We start from the raw sequence: 20,505 nt of genomic DNA, 5'->3' as shown, positions 1-20,505 counted from the left end.
CGGCCGGCGCGGTGTCGGCTGGCGTGGTGTCGGTCGCCGTGGCGTTGGCCGCCGTGGCGTTGGCCGTCGTGCCCGGCGTCGCGTGGTTCGGCGTCAGCACGGCCGCCGCGTCCGCCGCTGCCGCTGAGCCGGTGGGTGTCGCGACCGGTGAGCCCGCCGTCGCCGCGGCCGCTGTGGACGGCCCCGGGCGGGGCGAACCGGTCGCCGTTGGGTTCCCTCGCGGCAACACGACGGGCGCGGGCGTGACGGGCCCGGGCATGACGGGCGGGGATGTCACGGGCGGCGGCGCCACGGGCGCGGGTGTGACGGGCCCGGGCATCACGGGCGGGGGTGACCTCGCCCAGGGAGGTGACTCCGGACCGGAGCTGGATCCGCAGACCGAGGCCGATCAGGAGAACGCCAAGAGCAAGCTCATCGTCGGCCTGGCCGCGGCGGCGCTGCTGGGAATCATCATATGGGGCCGGATCATCCGAAGGAAACGCGCCAACAAGGACAACTAGGGGTCGGCGTGCGCCCGGCCGGGAACACGCGCCGCGGTCGCCGTCGAGGCAGGCATCGAGAGCCCGTCGGCGTCGCCGGGCGGCGGGTCCGCGCAGGTCGACGTGCATTCGGCGACGATCAGTGGTCACCCGTCGTGCGATGGCCGGTAGCGGACGAAATTCGCATCGCCGCTCGCCGCAATCTGCCTACCGTCGGTCTCCCCGCTACGACATCCGGGTCTCGCGCTCACCTGTTCGGTGCAACACTGGGAACAGGATTCATAGGTGACGTCCGCCGCGCCGTGGACAGGGTTCGGCGTCGACGGGCGTGCGCGGAGGTGTGCGGTGACCGTTCTCGACTCGCGACCCGAGGTGCCGGGTGACCCGGACGGCTCGTCGGACGCGGTGCTCACCGATTCGGGTGTGAGCATGGCGTCGGTGGCCGACCTCGGTGCGGGCAGAGGGCCGGAGTGGCTGGACGACTGGCTGGTCGGGCATGCGGGTGACGTCCTCGTTTGGCGCAGGCACATCCACACCCACCCCGAGTTGGCGCGGCGTGAGTACGGCACCACGGAGCTCGTCGCGAGGATGCTGGAGTCGGCGGGCCTGACGCCGCGGGTGATGGCCTCCGGTACGGGCCTGATCTGCGACATCGGCGACGGACCCACCTGCGTGGCTCTGCGCGCGGACCTCGACGCCCTGCCCCTGACCGAGGAGAGCGGGCTGCCGTTCGCCTCCACGGTCGACGGCGTCGCCCACGCCTGCGGCCACGACCTGCACACCACGGTCGTGCTGGCCACGGGACTGGCGCTGGCGCAGGTCGCCGACCGCCTGCCCGGACGCGTGCGGCTGATCTTCCAGCCCGCCGAGGAGGTCATGCCCGGCGGTGCGCTCGACGTCATCCGCGCGGGCCACCTCGACGGCGTCGACAGGATCTTCGGCCTGCACTGCGACCCGCGCGTCGAGGTCGGCAAGGTGGGTACGCGCATCGGTGCCCTGACGTCGGCGGCCGACCTCGTCGAACTGCGACTGACCTCGCCCGGCGGGCACACCTCGCGGCCACACCTGACTGCGGACCTCGTCCACGCGCTGGGCACCGTGATCACCTCGCTGCCGTCGGTGCTGTCGCGGCGGGTCGACCCGCGGTCGGGCACGGTGCTCGTCTGGGGTGCGGTGCACGCGGGCGAGGCGCCGAACGCCGTTCCCCAGGACGGACTCCTGCGCGGCACGTTGCGCACAGCCGACGAGGAGACGTGGAAGCAGCTCGAATCCCTCGTCCGATCGTCGGTGGAGTCGATGCTGGCGCCGCTCGGCGTCGGCTACGAACTGAACTACCAGCGCGGCGTGCCGCCCGTGGTGAGCGGGCAGGACAGCACGGAACTGCTGCGTGGCGGCGTCGAGGCCGCGCTCGGTGCGGGAGCGCTGGTGAGCACGGAACAGTCCTCCGGAGGTGAGGATTTCGGCTGGTACCTGCAGCACGTGCCGGGGGCGTTCGCGCGCCTGGGCGTGTGGCCGGGCGAAGGGCCGAAACGCGACCTGCACCAGCCGACCTTCGAGGCCGACGAACGCGCCCTGCTCACCGGTACGCGGGTCATGGTCAACACGGCCCTGGTGGCGCTCAAGTCCTGACCCGGAGCCCGTGTTGCGCTTCCCGGGGCCCGTGTTGCAGCCTCCGGGGTCCGTGTTGCGCTTCTCGGGGTCCGTGTCGCAGCTTCCGGGCCTCGTGTTGCGTTCTCCGGGCCGGTGCCGCTCCCGTCCGCCCGCCTCCACTCGTGGTGCAGCTTCTGGGGCGGCGTCGTGGGCTGGACAGGTGAGCTCGGCGTGGGTGCAGTGGCCCAATCGTCGCTGAGTTGTCCACATCGATACCGGCTATCCACAGATTTGCGCACAGGCTCCCGTGGCGAATCTCGGCGGGTCACAGTGACGGAATGTTCACGCCGAACTGGAGCCAACACGGGGTAGCGAAGCGAAGCGATCTCCTGCACGCGCTCGGGGAGCAGACCGTCCGGTCTGCGTTGCGTCACGGACTGTTGAGCCAGCCGTGGCGCGGAGTGGTCGTGGATACGGCGCGTTCGCTCGACGTCGTGACCCGGTCCGCGGCAGGACTCCTCGCCGCAGGGCCGGGCGCGGTCGTCTCGCGCAGCACGGCAGCGGTGCTTCACGGGTGCAGTGCGGCCGAGAGCAGTGCGGCCGATAACGGAGCGGTGCACGTGACCGTCCCCTACGGCAGTACCGCACGGTCACGTGGTGGGCTCATCGTGCACCGAGACAGGTTCGCCGACGACGACATCGACGTCCGCCACGGCCTGCCGGTCTTCTCGCTCGTCCCGACGTTGGCGGAGCTGCTGTGTGTCGAACGGCGATGGGTAGCGCTGGCAGCCGTCGATCAGGTGCTGGCGGGTATGCCGGAGGACCAGGCGGAGTCGTTGGTCCACAGCGTCCGTAGCAGGCTCGCCGTTCGTGACGACCGCCGCGGCGTACCGGGCGGCCAGGCGCTTCTCCAGCTGGCGACGGGCCAGGCCGAGTCGCCGCAGGAAAGCAGACTGCGCCTGCTCGTGGTGGACGCCGGCTTCCCGCTGCCGACGCCGCAGTTCCAGGTCTTCGACCTGCGCGGCCGGCTGCTGTACGTGTTCGACCTGGCGTGGCCCGACGTCAAGATCGCCTTGGAGTACGACGGGTTCGAGGCCCACGAGGACCGTGGTGCTTACGACGCCGAACGTGATCGGAAGATGGCCGACCGCGGGTGGCTCACCGTCAGAGTCCGGAAGGAGCAGCTCGCGGCGCCGGAACCGGTTCTCGGTGAACTGTGGCGAGCCTTCGAGAAGCGCGGTCGTCCACTGGTGCAGGCCGCGCCCGGCCTGCGACGTGCGTACTCGGCGCGGCGTTGACCTCGACCGTCCCGGGCGGCCGCAAGCGTAGAACCGCGCGACGGCGTGGTGCGTCGGATCGCAGTCCCGAGTACGCGAACGAGGGGATGGGAGTGCCCGGAATTGCTCCTGGAACCCGCAACGCGGCCCCCGGGACCCGCAACACGGCCCCCGGGAAACGCAACACGGCCCCTGGAACCCGCAACACGGGCCCCGGGGAACGCAACACGGGGGTGTCTGCCGCGCGCGGAGTGGTTACGGGCCGATGCCCTTGCAGGGGCGGGTTCGCAGATCGGCCACGTAGTCGGTGGGGGCGCCCGCGGCCTCGGCGGCGTCGGCCAGCACGCCGAGGTAGCGCGCCGACGGCAGCCCGCCCTCGTAGGCGTCCAGCACGTACAGCCACGCGAGCACCGACCCGTCCATGGTCTGAACCCGCAGCCGGATCTTGTTGTGCAGCCCGAGCTCGTTGCCCTCCCAACGGTCGAGCTGACCCTCGTCGAGCGGGGTGACGTCGTAGAGCACCACGAAAACCCGGGAGCCGGGGTCCTCCACGATCGTGGAGAGCGCACCTTCCCACAACAGGTCTTCGCCGCCGAACGTCAACCGCCAGCCTTCCAGCCAGCCGGTTCCCGCCATCGGCGAGTGCGGCGCTCGCTCGGCCATCTGGGAGGGTTCCATGTTGGACCCGTACGCGGCATAGAGAGGCACGGCGACAGCGTAACGGCCTCTCGGGAACTCGGAACCCGGCCACGCCTAAAGTGGGACCGGACGGCGTGTGAGGAGGCACCAGACGTGACCAAGATCGTGATCATGGGCGGCGGACCTGCCGGGTACGAGGCCGCCCTCGTGGCGGCTCAGCACGGCGCGGACGTGACCGTCGTCGAGCGGGACGGTCTGGGTGGTGCCTGCGTGCTGTACGACTGCGTGCCGTCGAAGACGTTCATCGCCTCGTCGGGCGCCAGGGCGAGCCTGCACGGCTTCCGCGAGCTGGGCGTCAACGTCGACCTCGAGGACACGCGCGTGGACCTGTCGACCGTCCACGGCCGGGTCCGTGGGCTGGCGCTCGCGCAGTCGGCCGACATCCGTGCCCGGGTGCAGCGCGAGGGCGTACGTGTGATCACCGGCGCCGCGCGGTTCTGCGACGACGAGCCGGGCCTGGCCACGCACCGGATCGCCGTCGAGGGCAAGGACGGCGACGAGGTGCTGGACGCCGACGTCGTACTCATCGCCACCGGAGCCACGCCGCGCGTGCTGCCCGGTGCCGTACCGGACGGGGAGCGCATCCTCGACTGGCGCCAGCTGTACGACCTGCCCGAGCTGCCGGAACACCTCGCCGTCGTCGGGTCCGGTGTGACGGGTGCCGAGTTCGCGTCCGCCTACACCGAGATGGGCGTCAAGGTGACGGTCGTGTCGAGCCGCGACCGGGTGTTGCCGCACGAGGACGCCGACGCCGCGGCCGTACTGGAGGAGACCTTCTCGCAGCGCGGCACCCAGGTGGTCAAGCACGCGCGCGCCGACCGGGTGGAGCGCACCGAGAAGGGCGTGACGATCCACTTGGCCGACGGCCGCACCATCGAGGCGAGCCACGCGCTGATGACCGTCGGTTCGGTGCCGAACACCGACGACATCGGACTCGACCGGGTCGGCATCGAGACCGCACAGAACGGGTCGATCCCCGTGGACCGGGTGTCCCGCACGAGCGCGCCGGGCGTGTACGCCGCGGGTGACTGCACGGGCCTGCTGCCGCTGGCGTCGGTGGCGAGCATGCAGGGCCGGATCGCGATGTGGCACGCGCTCGGTGAGGGCGTCGCCCCGATCCGCCTGCGCACGGTCGCTGCGAACGTGTTCACCCACCCGGAGATCGCGACGGTGGGTATCGGCCAGCAGGCGATCGACTCCGGCGAGGTTCCCGCGCGCACGATCATGCTGCCGCTGTCGACGAACCCGCGCGCCAAGATGGAGGGCGTCCGCCACGGTTTCGTGAAGTTGTTCTGCCGCCCGGCCACGGGTGTGGTCGTCGGTGGTGTCGTCGTGGCGCCGACCGCGAGCGAGCTGATCCTGCCGATCGCGCTGGCCGTGCAGAACCAGCTCACGGTGGAGAATCTGGCGCTGACGTTCTCGGTCTACCCGTCCCTTTCCGGGTCGATCACCGAGGCGGGCCGCCAGCTGATGCAGCACGACGACCTGGACTGACACCTTCGACGGCGCTTGCCCGTAGGGTGGGCCGTGTCACACTGGACGCCCGGAGAGGAAAGGGGCGTCCGTGACCTTCCGCGACAGCGCCTGGCCCGAGGGCTCGCCCTGCTGGGTCGACACGATGGCCGACGACGTCGACGAGGCCATGCGGTTCTACGGCGACCTGTTCGGCTGGGAGTTCCTCGACACCGGCGAGGACTACGGGCACTACTCGATCGCGATGGTCGACGGCCGCGCGACCGCGGCGATCGGCCCGAAGCCGCCTGGGGTGCAAGCGCCGTCGACGTGGAGCACCTACCTCGCGGTCGCCGACGCGGACGCGACCGCCGAGCGGATCGCGACGGCGGGCGGGAAGCTCCTCCTGCCACCGGGTGACCTCGGGGAGGCCGCACGGATGGCCGTCGCGGTCGACCCGGCGGGCGCGGTGTTCGGCATTTGGCAGGCGGGCCGCACCACGGGAGTGCAGATCGCCAACGTGCCCGGCGCGCTCACCTGGAACGAGTGCGTCGTCCGCGACTATCCGGCGGCGAAGCGGTTCTACGCCGAGGTGTTCGGTTACGGCTTCGACGAGCCGTCCCACGGCGACTTCGAGTACGCCACGTTGCGGGTCGACGCCGGCGACGTGGACGAGGCCGCGGAGGTCGGCGGTATCGGCACGCTGCCGGACGTCGCGCCGGCGGAGATCCCGCCACACTGGACGACGTACTTCGCGGTCACCGACGTGGATACGATCGTGACGCGGCTGGTCGATCTCGGCGGCACGGTGCACGGCGGGCCGATCGACTCGCCGCGCGGCAGGCTGGCCGCCGTGGCCGACCCGGGCGGCGCCTACTTCCGGGTGATCGAAAGCTGACGCCGCCGGGCCGGGTGCCGCTGCGAGAATCGGGCCGGGCTCACTCCACCCAGTCGAACGTCTTCGTGACCGCCTTCTTCCAGTTGCGGTACTCGCGCTCGCGGCGCTGCTCGTCCATGGCGGGCTGCCATTCCTTGTCCTTGGCCCAGTTCGAGCGGATGTCCTCTTCGGACTGCCAGAACCCGACGGCCAGCCCGGCCGCGTAGGCCGCGCCGAGGGCCGTGGTCTCGTTGACCATGGGGCGGATCACCGACACGCCCAGGATGTCGGCCTGGAACTGCATCAGCAGGTCGTTGACGACCATGCCGCCGTCGACCTTGAGCGTGCGCAGCGGTACGCCGGAGTCGGCGTTCATGGCGTCGATGACCTCGCGAGTCTGGAACGCCGTCGCCTCGAGTACGGCCCTGGCGAGGTGGCCCTTGTTGACGAAGCGGGTCAGGCCGACGATGGCGCCGCGCGCGTCGGAGCGCCAGTACGGGGCGAACAGGCCGGAGAAGGCGGGCACGAAGTAGGCGCCGCCGTTGTCGTCGACGGTGCGTGCGTGGCCCTCGATCTCCGCCGCCGAGCCGATCATGCCGAGGTTGTCGCGCAGCCACTGCACCAGTGAACCGGTGACGGCGATCGACCCTTCCAGCGCGTACACGGTGGCCTTCTCACCGATCTTGTAGCAGACCGTCGTCAACAGGCCGTTCTCCGACAGCACCTTGTCGGTGCCGGTGTTGAGCAGCACGAAGTTGCCGGTGCCGTAGGTGTTCTTGGCCTCGCCGGGGGACAGGCAGGCCTGGCCGAACGTCGCCGCCTGCTGGTCGCCGAGGATGCCCGCGATCGGCACGCCACCGAGCGCCCCGCGTTCGCGCACGGTGCTGTACACCTCGGACGAGGAGCGGATCTCCGGCAGCATCGACACCGGGATGCCCATGTCGGCGGCGATACCTTCGTCCCAGGTCAGCGTCGACAGGTCCATCAACATGGTGCGCGAGGCGTTGGTGGGGTCGGTGACGTGGATGCCGCCGTCGACACCGCCGGTCATGTTCCACAGCACCCACGTGTCCATGTTGCCGAACAGCAGGTCCCCGGCCTCGGCGCGCTCGCGCACGCCCTCGACGTTGTCGAGAATCCACTTGATCTTCGGGCCGGAGAAGTACGTCGCGAGCGGCAGGCCGGTCTTCTCGCGATACCGCTCCTGCCCGCCGCCCAAATCCCCCAGCTCGGCGATGACCCGGTCGGTGCGCGTGTCCTGCCAGACGATCGCGTTGTAGACCGGTTTGCCGGTGTTTCGGTCCCACACGACGGTCGTCTCGCGCTGGTTGGTGATGCCGACGCTCGCGACGTCGGCGGCCGTGATGTCGGCGTTTGCCAGCGCGCCCGCGGCCGTGGCACGCGTGTTGGCCCAGATCTCTTCCGGATCGTGCTCGACCCAGCCCGCCTGCGGGAAGATCTGCTCGTGCTCCCGCTGATCGACGGCGACCACGTTGCCGGCATGGTCGAAGATCATCGTGCGGGTCGATGTGGTGCCCTGGTCGATGGCGGCGACGAAACGAGACACTGTTGCTCCAAACTCAGCTCAGGCCGCTGACGGCGAGGTAGAGGAGGCCGGCGAGACCGGCACCGATGAGCGGGCCGACGACGGGGACCCACGAGTATCCCCACTGCGGGCTTCCCTTGCCGCGGATCGGCAGGATCCATGCATACGCGATGCGGGGCCCGAGGTCGCGAGCCGGGTTGATCGCGTAGCCCGTCGGACCGCCGAGCGACGTACCGATCACCAACACGACGAACGACACGCCCGCGTAGCCGAGAGCCGCGTTGCCGAACACCGGCTCGCCGCCCTCCGTGACGGTCGCGGTCGGGGTGAGCAGGATCCAGATCAGCAGGATGAACGTGCCGATGACCTCGGTGACGGTGTTCCACACCTTGTTCGGGATCGTCGGGATGGTGGAGAAGATGCCGAGCGTCCCCTCCGGCTCCGGGTGGTCGTCGAACTGCAGCTTGTAGGCGAGCCACGTCAGCACAGCACCGAGCACACCGCCGACGATCTGGCCCGCCCAGTAGATCGGGACGTCGGCCCAGGGCAGTTCCCCGGAGACCGCGAGCCCGAAGGTCACCGCCGGGTTGATGTGGCCGCCCGTCGCGTCGGCGACGCTGGCGCCCGCGAAGACCGCGAACGCCCAGCCGACGGTGATGAACAGGAATCCGCTGCCGCTCCCGAGGGTCTTGCGCAGCGTGTGGTTCGCCACCACGGCGGTACCGAGGAGGACGAGCACCGAGGTGCCCAGCATCTCCCAGACGAAAATCGCTCCGGCGCTCATAGGCTTTCAGCCCTCCACCTTGGACGTCGCGACCCTGACGGCGAACCGCCCGTGGCCGCTGTTGACCTGTCCGTGCAGGGCGAGCCCAGGGAGGGCGCCCCTGCCGTTCCACGTTGGATCAGAACGCTACTCGCATGTGAGTGATCGCTCAAAGCATCGTTTCGGACTACTGCGGCGTCCGGACGTGCGAGCGACCGCGGACGTGACATGCTGGAAGCGTCCCGGTGATCGGGTTCGACGTCGGCGAGGAGGAGTCAGGTGACAGCGCAGCGTGGACGCGAGGCGAGGACGTCGGCGAGGGCGGCGGCGTCGGCCCAACTGGGTCCGGAGACGCGCGCCGAGACGTGGCAGCGGCTCGGCGAGGAGACCTTCGACCTCGTCGTCATCGGTGGCGGCATCGTCGGCGCGGGTACGGCCCTGGACGCGGCGACGCGCGGGCTGCGCGTGGCGCTCATCGAGGCCCGCGACCTCGCGTCCGGCACGTCGAGCCGGTCGAGCAAGCTCTTCCACGGCGGCCTGCGCTACCTCGAACAGCTGGAGTTCGGCCTCGTCCGGGAGGCGCTGCGCGAGCGCGAGCTGATGCTCAACCGGATCGCGCCGCACCTGGTCAAGCCGGTGAGCTTCCTGTACCCGCTGACGCACCGCGGCTGGGAGCGTCCGTACACCGCCGCGGGCCTGCTGCTGTACGACACGATGGGCGGTGCACGCTCGGTACCGGGGCAGAAGCACCTCACCCGCGCGGGCGCGCTGCGCATGGTGCCCGCGTTGAAACGGGACGCGCTCATCGGCGGCATCCGCTACTACGACGCGCAGGCCGACGACGCCCGCCACACGATGACCGTCGCCCGCACGGCCGCGCACTACGGCGCCGTGGTGCGCAATTCGACGCAGGTCGTCGACTTCCTCAGGGAGGCCGACCGCGTCTCGGGGGTCCGGGTGCGCGATGTCGAGAGTGGACAGGAGTCCGACGTCCGCGCCCACGCCGTGATCAACGCCACCGGCGTGTGGACCGACGAGCTGCAGCGGCTCTCCGGCAGCCGCGGACGGTTCCGGGTGCGTTCGAGCAAGGGCGTCCACATCGTCGTTCCGCGTGACCGGATCGTCGCGGAGAGTGGCATGATCCTGCGGACCGAGAAGTCGGTGTTGTTCGTGATCCCGTGGCGCAATCACTGGGTCATCGGCACGACCGACACCGACTGGAACCTCGACCTGGCGCACCCTTCGGCGACGCGCGGCGACATCGACTACCTGCTCGAGCACGTCAACAAGGTCCTCGCGACACCGCTCACGCACGACGACATCGAAGGCGTGTACGCCGGGCTGCGACCGTTGCTGGCGGGTGAGAGCGAGGAGACGTCGAAGCTCTCGCGCGAACACGCCGTGGCACGGGTGGCGCCCGGCCTGGTGGCGATCGCGGGCGGCAAGTACACGACCTACCGCGTGATGGCGGCCGACGCGGTGGACGCCGCGGCCGTCGACGTGCCCGAGCGGGTGCAGGAGTCGATCACCGACAAGGTGCCGCTCGTCGGCGCGGACGGCTACCACGCGCTCGTCAACCAGGCCGATCACCTGGCGTCCGACCACGGGCTGCACCCGTACCGCGTGCGGCACCTGCTCGACCGGTACGGCTCGCTCATCGGTGACGTCCTCGCGTTGGCCGACGGCAGGCCCGACCTGCTCAAGCCGATCGAGGCGGCGCCGGACTACCTGCGCGTCGAGGCCGTCTACGCCGCCACCGACGAGGGTGCGCTGCACCTCGAGGACGTGCTGGCGCGGCGGACGCGGATCTCCATCGAGTACCCGCACCGCGGTGTCGACTGCGCCGAGCAGGTCGCCGAGCTGGTGGGCGACGTGCTGGGGTGGACGCCGGAGCAGCGGCGCGAGGAGGTCGACGTGTACCGAGCACGCGTCGAGGCCGAGCGCGACTCGCAGGCCCAGCCCGACGACGAGGCCGCCGACGCCCGCCGTGTCGCGGCCCCGGAGGCCAGGCAGCGCCTCACCGAACCCGTCAGCTGACCGGTACCGACCCTCACCGCTGAGCCGACGCCGATCGTCCCGGCGTGCTCGCCGCGCCGGGACGACCCGGGAGCGGCGCCTGTCCTGCACTCGGGCCCGGGCGTCCGGCACCCACCGCTCAACGACCGGCCGGCGCGTCCGCGCCCCGCGAGGGCCGAGAACCGTGGAGCCGGGGCACGTGCGCCGCTACGCTCGGGTGCGTGATCATCGACCGCACGCGGGTGTTGCACACGCCCCGACTGGTGCTGCGCCCGTTCGAGCCGGGAGATCTCGACGCGCTCCACGCGATCCGTTCGCGCGAGGACGTGAACCGGTATCTCTACGATCGGCCGATGTCGAGGGAGGACGCCGCGGCGAAGCTCTCCGAGCGGATCGAGCGGTATTCGACGTTGGCCCAGCCCGGCGACACGCTTCTGCTGGCCGTGGCTCTGCGGGCGCCCGGAGGGGAGGTGGGTGAGCTGATCGGTGACGTCAACCTGCACTGGCAGCACGGCGAGCACCGGCAGGCCGAGGTCGGTTACGTCCTGCATCCCGACCATGCGGGCCGCGGTTTCGCCACCGAGGCGACGCGGCCGTTGATCGAACTGGCCTTCGGCGAACTCGGCGTGCATCGCGTGTACGGGCGACTCGACGGCCGCAACGCGGCATCCGCGCGTGTTCTCGAGAAGCTCGGAATGCGGCGGGAAGCGCACCTGCGCGAGAACGAGTACGTCAAAGGCGAGTGGACCGACGAGGTCGTCTATGCCGTGCTGGCGCGGGAATGGGAGACCGCCGTGCTCACGTGACATCGGTCGTCCACAGTGCACGTCCACTGTGGAGGAGGTTCGCAGTGGGTGGTGGCGGCGCGGTCGTGGCCGTCAGCGACGGCCCACGATCACGCCGGCGAGCAGTGCTGCCGCCGCCGGTATCAGGAACACGAAGAACCCGGCGCGGGTGACGAAGAACAGCGCGATCGCCAGCACCGCGGCGGCCGGCACGACCGCGGAGGCCAGCCGGTCCCGCCAGGGCGTCGCGGGGGCCGGCGCCGGGCGCCCGGCTCGCGGCACGCCGCCGTCGTGGCGCGAGAGGTCGCCGAGGACGCTGGGCCGCGGTTCGGGCAGGTCCGCGAACAGGGGTTTCAGGTCTTTGCGGAACTTGGCCGCGCTGACCTGCACCGAGCGTTCGTCGAACTCGGTCAGCTCGAGCCGCCCGGTACGCACGTGTTCGGACAGTGCGTCGAGGGCTTCCTGCCGCTCAGCGTCGCTGAGCCGCAACTCGGATCGATCAGCGGCCACACGTCGATCGTAGGCGTGACGACGAGGCCGCGGCCACGCCGCATGCGAAACCGTTGCCCGGTGTTCGCCGTCGGGTGCGGAACATGCGTGCCGGGGTGCGGAACACGCGCCCCGGGAGGCGTCAGTCCTTGATCTCGAGGAGGACGGCGCCCTGGTTGACGGTGGCGCCGGTCTCGGCGGACAGGCCGGTCACGGTGCCGGACTTGTGCGCGGTCACCGGGTTCTCCATCTTCATGGCCTCGAGGACGACGATCTGCTCGCCCGCCTCGACGTGCTGACCGTCCTCGACGGCGACCTTGATGACCGTGCCCTGCATCGGGGCCGTCACCGCGTCGCCGCTGACCGCGGTCTTGCCGCCGCCCGTACGTTTGCGCGGCTTCGACGTCGTCGCCGCGCCGCCACCGCCGCCCGCCGAGGCGAGGCCCGCGGGCAGCGATACCTCGAGCCGGCGCCCACCGACCTCGACGACCACGTTCTGACGCGGCTCCTGGTCGACGTCGGCGGCGGTGTCCGGTGCGACGTAGGGCTCGATGGTGTTCTCGAACTCGGTCTCGATCCAGCGGGTGTGCACCGAGAAGTTCTTGCCGTCGCCGACGAATGCCGGGTCCCGCAGGATCGTGCGGTGGAACGGCAGCACGGTGGCGATGCCCTCGGCGATCATCTCGTCGAGGGCGCGGCGGGACCGTTCGATGGCCTGGTCGCGGTCGGCACCGGTGACGATGACCTTCGCGAGCATCGAGTCGAACTGGCCCCCGATGACGGTGCCGGTCTCCATGCCGGCGTCGATGCGCACGCCGGGGCCGGAGGGGAAGTCGAGGCGGGTCACGGTGCCGGGGGCGGGCAGGAAGCCCCGGCCCGCGTCCTCGCCGTTGATACGGAACTCGATGGAGTGGCCGCGCGGCGCCGGGTCCTCGGTGAGCTGCAGCTCGTGTCCCTCGGCGATGCGGAACTGTTCGCGCACGAGGTCGAGGCCCGTGGTCTCCTCCGACACCGGGTGCTCGACCTGCAGGCGCGTGTTGACCTCGAGGAACGAGATCGTGCCGTCGACGCCGACGAGGTACTCGACCGTGCCCGCGCCGTGGTATCCGGCCTCGGAGCAGATCGCCTTGGCGGAGGCGTGGATGGTCTCGCGCTGCTCGTCGGTCAGGAACGGCGCGGGCGCCTCCTCGACGAGCTTCTGGTGGCGGCGCTGCAGCGAGCAGTCGCGGGTGCCGACGACGATGACGTTGCCGTGCTGGTCGGCCAGGACCTGCGCCTCGACGTGGCGGGGCTTGTCGAGGTAGCGCTCGACGAAGCATTCGCCGCGACCGAATGCGGCCACGGCTTCGCGGGTGGCCGACTCGAACAGCTCGGGGATCTCGTCGATCGTGCGGGCGACCTTCAGGCCGCGGCCGCCGCCGCCGAAGGCGGCCTTGATGGCGACGGGCAGGCCGTGTTCCTCGGCGAACGCGACGATCTCGTCCGCGCTGCCCGCGGGGTCCTTGGTGCCGGGCACGAGGGGCGCGCCGGCCTTCAGGGCGATGTGCCGGGCGGTGACCTTGTCGCCGAGGTCGCGGATGGCCTGCGGCGACGGGCCGATCCAGGTCAGGCCCGCGTCGATGACCGCCTGCGCGAAGTCCGCGTTCTCGGACAGGAATCCGTAGCCGGGGTGGACCGCGTCCGCGCCGGAGCGCTTCGCCGCGTCCAGCAGCTTGTCGAACGCCAGGTAGCTGTCCGCCGCCGTGTCCCCGCCCAGGGCGAACGCTTCGTCGGCGAGCCGGACGTGCGGCGCGTCCCTGTCCGGGTCGGCGTAGACCGCCACGCTGGCGACCCCCGCGTCCTTCGCAGCCCGGATCACGCGCACGGCGATCTCGCCACGGTTCGCGATGAGCACCTTCGTCACCGCGCCTGCCACGACCTTGCTGCCTCGCTCCGGCACGCCTACCTCCATGTCAAGCCGTTCTCGGTCGGAGTCTACGGACCGGCGGGCGCCCGTCGGTGAGACCCGAGTCACGGCCGGTGACGCGGCGGGTGGGTCACGCCGGGTGGCGCAGGTCCTCCGGGATCTCGGCGTCGACGAGGATCACGTCGTAGGGCTGGGACTCGTGCAGCGCCTGCAGGTCGGACGTCTGCACGAGCATCCACGGCTGGTGCTCGCCGCAGCACTCGACGAGCCGGTCGACGGCGGTGTAGGCGAGGAGGGCGAGGCGGCCGTCGGGGGTGCGGCGGAGCTCGACGTCGGTCTGCAGGGTGTGCCTGCCGTCGTGCGAGCCGGTGGGCAGGTACACCACGGGCGGCAGCTGGGGATTCGTCACCGGGACGACGGTAGTCGTGTGCGGTCCGTGATCCGGGTTGTCCCACGTCCGCGCGAAGTGCCACGGACGGGCGGTCACGGATGGTGCGGAGCTTTAGGCTCGGCGTGTGCGGAACGAGTCGTCGCAGCCGGATCAGCCGGAGGGGACCGAAGGGGTGGAGTCTGCGCCGAGCAGGCCGCCCCGGCCGGTGCTGCTGACGGTGGCGCTGGCGGCCGTGGTGGTCGTGGGGTCGCTGGTGGCGGCCGTGCTGCTGCGCCCGGGCGACGACGACCACGAGGCGGTCGACGGGCTGTCGATGCCGACGGCGACCGCGGGCGACGGCTGCGCGGGCGGGCCGTGCCGGGTCGTGGCGTCGGCGTCGGTGAACGGCATGACGGTCGAGCTGCTGGCGGCCGAGCGCGGGTCGGCGGGCAGGTTGCGCGCGGGCGGGCCCGCGTCGGCGAGCGTGGCCGAGGTGGCGATCGGGACGATGGGCGTTCCGCTCAACCAGGACTCGTTGCGGTGCGAGGAGAGCGCGACGCCGGTGTGCCTGGTGCGCGGTCCCCACGACGGCGGCATGGTCGGCGAGCTCCACGTGTGGCAGGGCGACAGTTGGCGTTCGGACCAGCGGCCGTACTTCTCCGACGCGGGCAGTGTGACGCTCGACGACGTCGACGGCGACGACGTGCCCGAGGTGGTCGTCGTCAGCCACGACTGCAGCGACGTCGACAGTGTCGCGGCCTGCAGGCAGGCGCCGGTGCTGGCCGAGGTGTTCGACCTGTCGGGCGGGACGGTCGGCTGCACGGGTACCTACGGTTCGCCGGGGTCGCTGCGGGGCTGGCCCGAGGTCGACGTCGAGTCCTACGAGCTCATGGCGTGTTCCTGACACACGGTCATCGGGGCACTGGTCCGAACCGGTCAAAGCCCTGTGAATCGGATCTCACGGCCGGATCTTTCCTCTAAGGCTAGCCTAACGTACGGTTCGTTCATTAGGTAAGGCTAACCAAGATAATGCCGATCGGGCGGCGTCCGACGGGTGCCGGCGACCGGACATCGAGGCGCGGCTCGCGGTCGCCGGGAATCGCCGGCGACCGCGAGCCGGCAGGGAAACGAGGAGAACGCCGTGTCTCACGAGGGAGTTGTCTGAGTGTCCTCACCGGTCCTGGCGCGGCCACGGCCCCAGTACGACGCCGCCGACCTGCTGACGGCGTACCTGCCCGGCTCCTTCTACTACTCGTCGCCGCGGGGCACGCTGCTCGCCGACGGGGTGCACGCCGCAGTACCCGCCGCGGCGGGTACGTCGCGTGCCGGAGCGGCCACCCGTGCGCTCGCCGACGCCCGCGCGGCGGGCCTGGCCGACCCGATCGTCGCCGGAGCCATCGGGTTCGGGCCCGACGACGAGGCGAGCCTGGTGGTGCCCGCTCTCGTCCGCCGCGCGCCCGCGCCCGACGAGACGACCGCGACCTCGGCGGCGTCATCGGCGTCGGCGTCGGCCCGCGCGAGCCGCGTCGTCACCCCGCAGCCCGATCCCGCCGACTACGTCGCGGCCGTCCGCAAGGCTCTGCTGCACATCGAGACCGGTGACATCGACAAGGTCGTCCTCGCGCGGGCGCTCGACGTCACCGCGGACGCCCCGGTGTCCGTGCCGCCGTTGCTGGCGCGTCTCGCCCGCGCCGATCCGGCCGCGCACGCCTTCGCCGTCGACGTCACCGCGCCCGGCGACCCGGCCGCCCGCACCCTGTTCGGCGCCAGCCCCGAACTGCTGATCTCCCGGCGCGGCCGCACCGTCACCGCCAATCCTCTTGCCGGTTCCCGGCCGCGCAGCGCCGACGACGTGCAGAACCGCGCGCGCATCGACGACCTGCGCACCGCCGCGAAGGACCGCGCCGAGCACGACATCGTCATCCGCCAGGTCGCCGACGTGCTCCGGCCGTTCTGCTCCGACCTCGACGTGCCCGAGCCCGAGGTGATCGGCACGCCGACGATGTGGCACCTGTCGACCCGCATCACCGGAACGCTCGCCGACCCCGCCGACCCCGCGTCGTCGTCGCTGGCCCTCGCCGAGGCGCTGCATCCGACGCCGGCCGTGTGCGGCGTGCCGACGACCACGGCTCGCGACGTCATCGCGGAACTCGAACCGGCGCGCCGCGGGTACTACGCAGGTCTCGTCGGCTGGACCGATGCCGACGGCGACGGCGAATGGGTCGTGACGATCCGCTGCGCCGAGGCCTCCGGCAGGAACGTACGGGTGCACGCGGGCGCGGGCATCGTGGCCGGGTCCGACCCGGAGGCGGAACTGGCCGAGACACGCGCCAAGTTCCGCACGCTGCTGGACGCGCTGGGGGTGACCGAGTGACCGCCCGCACGGAAGGCCGCCCCGCGGCCGCGCCGCCCGCAGCCGAGTCGGCTGCGGGCCCCGATCTCACGCCCTGGCCAGCCGAGGACGCGGCGCGGTACCGGGCGCTGGGCCACTGGCGCGGGCAGACGTTCGGCACCTGGCTCCGAGGATTGGTCGCGGCGTACTCCGAGCGCACCGCCGTCGTGGGCGTCAGCGCGGCGACGGGCGAACAGGTGCGTTGGACGTACGCCGAACTGGACGAGCGGTCCGATCGGCTCGCTGCCGGATTCGTCGACCGGGGCATCGCGGCGGGCGAGCGCGTACTCGTGCAGTTGCCGAACGTCGCCGAGTACGTCCCGGTGATCTTCGGGCTGTGGCGCGCGGGCGCGCTGCCGGTGTTCGCACTGCCGGCGCACCGCCACTCCGAGCTGGTGCATTTCGCCTCGCATGCGGAGGCGGCCGCGATCGTCACGGTCGGCAGCCACGATCGGCACGACTACGCCGCCGAGGCGCGCTCGGTGGCCGACGAGGTGTCGTCGCTGCGCCACGTGTTCGTGGTCGGGAGCGACGAGTTCGCCGAGCTGGCCGCGACCGACCCACGGGAGCTGCCCGACCCGGATCCCGAGGGCCTGGCGTTCCTGCAGCTGTCGGGTGGCAGCACGGGAATGTCCAAACTGATCCCGCGCACCCACGACGACTACCTCTACAGCGTCCGCGAGAGCGCCCGGATCTGCCGGCTGCGGCCCGACAGCGTGTACCTCGTGGTACTGCCCGCCGCGCACAACTATCCGATGAGTTCGCCGGGCATTCTCGGTGCGCTCCACGCCGGGTCGACCGTGGTCCTCTCACCGCGGCCCGACGCGGACACCGCGTTCGCGCTGGTCGAGTCCGAGGGCGTGACGATGTGCGGGGTCGTGCCGCCGCTGGCGGCGGCGTGGGTGCAGGCCGCGGCGCGCACGAACCGAGATCTGTCCACATGGGAAGTACTGCTCGTCGGTGGTGCCAAGTGCGGCAGGGAACTCGCCGAGCGCATCGAACCGGCGCTGGGCTGCAGGCTGCAGCAGGTGTTCGGCATGGCCGAGGGGCTCGTGTTCTACACCCGCCTCGACGATCCCGACGAACTCGTGCTCTCCACCCAGGGCAGGCCGATCTCCCTCGACGACGAGATCCGCGTGGTCGACCCCGACGACCCGGATGCCGGATCCGGCGACGTCGTCGAACCGGGGCAGGCGGGCGCGCTGCTCACGCGCGGGCCGTACACGATCCGCGGCTATTACCGCGCCGCCGAGCACAATGCGAAGGCTTTCACGGCCGACGGCTTCTACCGCACCGGTGACCTGGTGCGGCTGCATCCGTCCGGGCACGTCGAGGTCGTCGGCCGCGTGAAGGAGCAGATCAACCGCGGCGGCGAGAAGGTCGCGCCGGAGGAGGTGGAGAACCACCTCATGGCGCACCCCGACGTCCTGGACGCCGCGCTCGTCGGCGTGTCCGACGAGTTCCTCGGTGAGCGCACCTGCGCCTACGTGGTGCCGGTCGAGGGTGCCGAGCCAGCGGCGGCGGAGCTGCGGCGTTTCGTGCGCGAACGCGGCGTCGCGGCGTTCAAGGTCCCGGACCGGGTCGTACTCACCGCCGAGTTCCCCACGACCGGTGTCGGAAAGACGAGCAAGCGGGAGCTGCGGGCCGTGCTCGCGGCTCAGGCGAAGAACGGGTGATGTCGTTGTCCCTGCCGAAGATCGAGCCGTACGCGCTGCCCACGGCCGGTGAACTTCCCGTGTCGCGTGTGGACTGGCAGCTCGAGGCGGGCCGGGCCGCGCTGCTCGTGCACGACATGCAGCGGTACTTCATGCGTCCGTTCGCGGGCTCGCCGATCCTGGAGATGACCGCCAACATCGCCGCGCTCGCCGATGCCTGCCGGGAGCAGGGTGTGCCGGTGTTCTACACCGCCCAGCCCGCGACCCCGCCGCCGGGCGAACGCGGACTGCAGACCGACTTCTGGGGCCAGGGGATGCGCGCCCACGTGGACGACGATCCGCACGTGGGCGACATCGTCGAGGGACTGACGCCCGGGGGCGAGGACACGGTGCTGACGAAATGGCGCTACAGCGCGTTCCAGCGCAGCGACTTCGCCGAGCGCCTCGCCGCCGCCGGACGCGACCAGCTGCTGATCACCGGTGTGTACGCCCACATCGGCTGCCAGGCCACCGCGCAGGAGGCCTTCATGCGTGACGTGCGGCCGTTCCTGGTGGCCGACGCGGTCGCCGACTTCGCCAGGGAGCGTCACGACCAGGCGTGCGCCTATGTGGCGGGCTGTTGCGGAACCGTCGTCGACACCGACTCCGCCCGCGGCGCACTCACCGCTCCCGTGACCGCGGCTCCCGTGGGCACGGCTTCGGCGAGCGCGGCGTCGGTGAGTACAGCGGCGTGGTGACGGCGGACCGCCGACAGCCCACGCCCGGCAGCCCACACACACCACAGGCCACAGCCCACGCGCGACAGTCTCGCCGCCGCGAGGCCGGCGCGACGACCACGACAGAGGACGGACCATGGCAGAACCCACGCAGCAGGCAGGACCGACGGCCGAGTCGGTGCGTGCCGACGTCGCCGAGCTGCTCGGCCGCGACGCCGACGACATCGCCGTCGACGAGAACCTGCTCGACGCGGGTCTCGACTCGATCCGCATTATGAGCCTGATCGAACGCTGGCGTGCGGCGGGAGTCGGCACCGTCGAGTTTCCCGACCTGGCCGAACAACCCGAACTCGGCCACTGGATCTCCCTGCTCACCGAGGAGAACGCATGACCGATCATCCCGCCGTGCCAATGGTCGTGCGGTTCGACCGGGTTGGGCCCCCGTTGCGGCATGCTTTTTCGCCGCAATCGGGGAGGGTGTCCCGCAGAACGCTGGAGAACGCATGACCGATCATCCCGCCGTGCCAATGGTCGTGCGGTTCGACCGGGTGCGGGTGTCCCGCAGAACACTGGAGAACGTATGACGCGCGCCGATCACCGTCACCGCCATCTCGAGCGGATCGCCGAGGTGCGCGCGGGCCGTGAGGGTGCCGAGAAGGTGGGCTATCCGATCGGCATCCGCACCGTGGACGTCGTCCGCACCGCGATGGTGGGGGCGGGTCTCGTCCGCCTCACCCTCGGCGGTCCGGGGTTGGAGGGCTTCGAGGCCCACGTGCCCGATGAGCACGTCAAGCTGATCTTTCCCGATCCGGACGGCACGCTGCGGTTGCCGGAGCCGAACGGCGCGATGCTGTCGTGGCCGCGGCCGTCGCCGACGACGCGTGAGTACACGGTCCGCCGGTTCGACGCGCAGGCCCGGGAACTCGACATCGACATCGCGGTGCACGACGGCGGCCTGGCGGCCGGCTGGGCGCGCAACGCCCGCGTGGGCGAGCCGGTTCACGTTGCGGGTCCGCCCGGCGGGCTCGTCGTCCCCGACGGCTACGGCAAGTACCTGCTCGCGGGGGACATCACCGCGCTGCCCGCCATCGCCCGGTGGCTCGAGGAGATGCCGCCGACCGCGGAGGGGTGGGCCCTCGTCGAGGTCTCCGGCGCCGACGAGGAGATCCCGTTGGACGCGCCCGACGGGGTCGAGGTCCGGTGGCTCCACCGGGACGGCGCCCGTCCGGGCACGGCGGATCTGCTGGAGCCCGCGATCCGTTCGCTCCCGGTCCCTGGTCCGTCCGATGAGGACGACCTCTACGTGTGGCTCGCCGGTGAGGCGGGCACGCTGAAGCCGCTCCGCCGCTGGGTCCGCGACGAGCTCCGGCTCGCGAAGGGCGACTACGACATCACCGGCTACTGGAAGCTCGGCGTCGCCGACTACGACGACGATCACGACTGATCCCTGCGCAGCAATTGAATCCCCAACCCCATCGAGTTGTTCAAGGACG

Annotated in this window: 19 protein-coding genes; 13 read left to right on the top strand and 6 right to left on the bottom strand. The window is 71.3% G+C overall.

Annotated features, from left to right (window positions below; genetic code table 11):
- The first annotated feature begins 26 nt into the window (after nt 1-26).
- The 3 genes from FHS23_RS19460 to FHS23_RS19450 all read left to right on the top strand — a co-directional run bounded on the left by FHS23_RS19460 (nt 27) and on the right by FHS23_RS19450 (nt 3,367).
- Nucleotides 27-500, top strand: a complete 474-nt coding sequence (locus tag FHS23_RS19460; protein ID WP_183657978.1) for a hypothetical protein — start codon at nt 27-29, stop codon at nt 498-500.
- A gap of 324 nt (nt 501-824) precedes the next feature.
- Nucleotides 825-2,108 carry an amidohydrolase gene (locus FHS23_RS19455; protein ID WP_183657976.1) on the top strand — a complete coding sequence of 428 codons (1,284 nt, stop codon included), beginning with the start codon at nt 825-827 and terminating at the stop codon, nt 2,106-2,108.
- A 428-nt stretch (nt 2,109-2,536) separates the two neighbouring features.
- Entirely contained in the window at nt 2,537-3,367 is an 831-nt protein-coding gene (locus tag FHS23_RS19450) for a DUF559 domain-containing protein (protein WP_343054110.1), read from the top strand.
- Nucleotides 3,368-3,601: 234 nt separating this feature from the next.
- Here FHS23_RS19450 and FHS23_RS19445 read toward each other — a convergent pair whose 3' ends face one another.
- Complete coding sequence (locus tag FHS23_RS19445; protein ID WP_183657972.1) at nt 3,602-4,054, bottom strand: gamma-glutamylcyclotransferase; 453 nt, start codon at nt 4,052-4,054, stop codon at nt 3,602-3,604.
- An 84-nt stretch (nt 4,055-4,138) separates the two neighbouring features.
- Between FHS23_RS19445 and FHS23_RS19440 the strand changes: the two genes are divergently transcribed.
- Together FHS23_RS19440 and FHS23_RS19435 are read left to right on the top strand one after the other, a co-directional pair.
- Nucleotides 4,139-5,539: an NAD(P)H-quinone dehydrogenase gene (locus FHS23_RS19440; protein WP_183657970.1), complete on the top strand. Its 1,401-nt coding sequence runs from the start codon at nt 4,139-4,141 to the stop codon at nt 5,537-5,539.
- A 70-nt stretch (nt 5,540-5,609) separates the two neighbouring features.
- Entirely contained in the window at nt 5,610-6,395 is a 786-nt protein-coding gene (locus tag FHS23_RS19435; protein ID WP_183657967.1) for a VOC family protein, read from the top strand.
- A 40-nt stretch (nt 6,396-6,435) separates the two neighbouring features.
- On the opposite strand, the gene glpK is transcribed toward FHS23_RS19435, so the two are convergent.
- Entirely contained in the window at nt 6,436-7,941 is a 1,506-nt protein-coding gene (glpK, locus tag FHS23_RS19430; protein ID WP_183657964.1) for a glycerol kinase GlpK, read from the bottom strand.
- A gap of 13 nt (nt 7,942-7,954) precedes the next feature.
- Nucleotides 7,955-8,704, bottom strand: a complete 750-nt coding sequence (locus FHS23_RS19425) for an MIP/aquaporin family protein (protein ID WP_183657961.1) — start codon at nt 8,702-8,704, stop codon at nt 7,955-7,957.
- A 258-nt stretch (nt 8,705-8,962) separates the two neighbouring features.
- On the opposite strand from FHS23_RS19425, the gene FHS23_RS19420 reads away from it, so the two are divergent.
- Both FHS23_RS19420 and FHS23_RS19415 read left to right on the top strand, forming a co-directional pair.
- Nucleotides 8,963-10,720: a glycerol-3-phosphate dehydrogenase/oxidase gene (locus FHS23_RS19420; RefSeq protein ID WP_343054109.1), complete on the top strand. Its 1,758-nt coding sequence runs from the start codon at nt 8,963-8,965 to the stop codon at nt 10,718-10,720.
- 203 nt (nt 10,721-10,923) lie between these two features.
- Nucleotides 10,924-11,505 (top strand): GNAT family N-acetyltransferase, encoded by a 582-nt coding sequence (locus FHS23_RS19415; protein ID WP_183658099.1) that lies wholly within the window; start codon nt 10,924-10,926, stop codon nt 11,503-11,505.
- A gap of 72 nt (nt 11,506-11,577) precedes the next feature.
- On the opposite strand, the gene FHS23_RS19410 is transcribed toward FHS23_RS19415, so the two are convergent.
- From FHS23_RS19410 to FHS23_RS19400, 3 genes are all read right to left on the bottom strand, one after another.
- A complete protein-coding gene (locus FHS23_RS19410; RefSeq protein WP_183657959.1) occupies nt 11,578-11,994 on the bottom strand; it encodes a DUF1707 domain-containing protein in 417 nt (138 codons plus the stop codon).
- A gap of 121 nt (nt 11,995-12,115) precedes the next feature.
- A complete protein-coding gene (locus FHS23_RS19405; protein ID WP_425501153.1) occupies nt 12,116-13,912 on the bottom strand; it encodes an acetyl/propionyl/methylcrotonyl-CoA carboxylase subunit alpha in 1,797 nt (598 codons plus the stop codon).
- A 97-nt stretch (nt 13,913-14,009) separates the two neighbouring features.
- Nucleotides 14,010-14,288: an SAV_915 family protein gene (locus tag FHS23_RS19400; RefSeq protein ID WP_183657953.1), complete on the bottom strand. Its 279-nt coding sequence runs from the start codon at nt 14,286-14,288 to the stop codon at nt 14,010-14,012.
- A gap of 106 nt (nt 14,289-14,394) precedes the next feature.
- Between FHS23_RS19400 and FHS23_RS19395 the strand changes: the two genes are divergently transcribed.
- The 6 genes from FHS23_RS19395 to FHS23_RS19370 all read left to right on the top strand — a co-directional run bounded on the left by FHS23_RS19395 (nt 14,395) and on the right by FHS23_RS19370 (nt 20,456).
- Entirely contained in the window at nt 14,395-15,153 is a 759-nt protein-coding gene (locus FHS23_RS19395) for a hypothetical protein (RefSeq protein WP_343054107.1), read from the top strand.
- 261 nt (nt 15,154-15,414) lie between these two features.
- Nucleotides 15,415-16,623, top strand: a complete 1,209-nt coding sequence (locus FHS23_RS19390) for an isochorismate synthase (protein ID WP_183657950.1) — start codon at nt 15,415-15,417, stop codon at nt 16,621-16,623.
- Nucleotides 16,624-16,730: 107 nt separating this feature from the next.
- Nucleotides 16,731-18,317 carry a (2,3-dihydroxybenzoyl)adenylate synthase gene (locus tag FHS23_RS19385; protein ID WP_221219849.1) on the top strand — a complete coding sequence of 529 codons (1,587 nt, stop codon included), beginning with the start codon at nt 16,731-16,733 and terminating at the stop codon, nt 18,315-18,317.
- The gene (locus FHS23_RS19380) at nt 18,317-19,033 is read left to right on the top strand and encodes an isochorismatase family protein (protein WP_183657944.1); all 717 of its coding nucleotides are present in this window, start codon (nt 18,317-18,319) and stop codon (nt 19,031-19,033) included. Before FHS23_RS19385 ends, FHS23_RS19380 begins: the two co-directional genes overlap by 1 nt.
- A 115-nt stretch (nt 19,034-19,148) precedes the next feature.
- On the top strand, nt 19,149-19,403 hold the full coding sequence (locus FHS23_RS19375) for a phosphopantetheine-binding protein (protein ID WP_183657941.1): 255 nt from the start codon (nt 19,149-19,151) through the stop codon (nt 19,401-19,403).
- A 189-nt stretch (nt 19,404-19,592) separates the two neighbouring features.
- A complete protein-coding gene (locus FHS23_RS19370) occupies nt 19,593-20,456 on the top strand; it encodes a siderophore-interacting protein (RefSeq protein ID WP_183657938.1) in 864 nt (287 codons plus the stop codon).
- Nucleotides 20,457-20,505 lie beyond the last annotated feature (49 nt).

The organism is Prauserella isguenensis, assembly GCF_014191605.1.
Classification (GTDB): domain Bacteria; phylum Actinomycetota; class Actinomycetes; order Mycobacteriales; family Pseudonocardiaceae; genus Prauserella; species Prauserella isguenensis.
Note: the sequence above shows the minus strand (reverse complement) of the source record. Positions and strands in the feature narration are given on the sequence as shown.